Origin of the sequence: Lyngbya aestuarii BL J, assembly GCF_000478195.2 — a bacterium.
Classification (GTDB): domain Bacteria; phylum Cyanobacteriota; class Cyanobacteriia; order Cyanobacteriales; family Microcoleaceae; genus Capilliphycus; species Capilliphycus aestuarii.
The window spans coordinates 1-508 of the sequence record NZ_AUZM01000350.1 but is presented as its reverse complement, the minus strand read 5'-3'; the positions used below and the strand labels follow the sequence as shown (position 1 = coordinate 508).

Here is a 508-nt window from a genome sequence, read left to right as displayed (position 1 = left end):
TTCTCCCAGATAGCTAAGGAACGTTGATGGAGGGGTTCGGCTTCATCGTAGCGTCCTTGGGACTTGTAGAGGTTTGCCAAGTTGTTGAGGCTGGTGGCGACATCGGGATGATTTTCTCCCAGGGCTTTCTCCCAAATAGCTAAGGAACGTTTGTAGAGGGGTTCGGCTTCATCGTAGCGTCCTTGGGAACGGTAGAGTGATGCCAAGTTGTTGAGACTGGTGGCAACACGAGGATGGTTTTCTCCTAAAGTTTTCTCCCAGATAGCTAAGGAACGTTGGTAGAGGGGTTCGGCTTCATCGTAGCGTCCTTGGTCACGGTATAGTAATGCCAAACCGTTGAGGCTGAGTGCGACATCGGGATGGTTTTCTCCTAAAGTTTTCTCCCAGATAGCTAAGGAACGTTGATGGAGGGGTTCGGCTTCATCGTAGCGTCCTTGGGACTTGTAGAGGTTTGCCAAGTTGTTGAGGCTGGTGGCGACATCGGGATGATTTTCTCCCAGGGCTTTCT

At 51.0% G+C, this 508-nt stretch carries 1 protein-coding gene; it reads right to left on the bottom strand.

Features of this window, described 5'->3' with window-relative positions; all coding sequences use genetic code 11:
• On the bottom strand, positions 1 to 508 hold a 508-nt coding region (locus M595_RS28475), incomplete at both ends, for a tetratricopeptide repeat protein (RefSeq protein ID WP_023070007.1).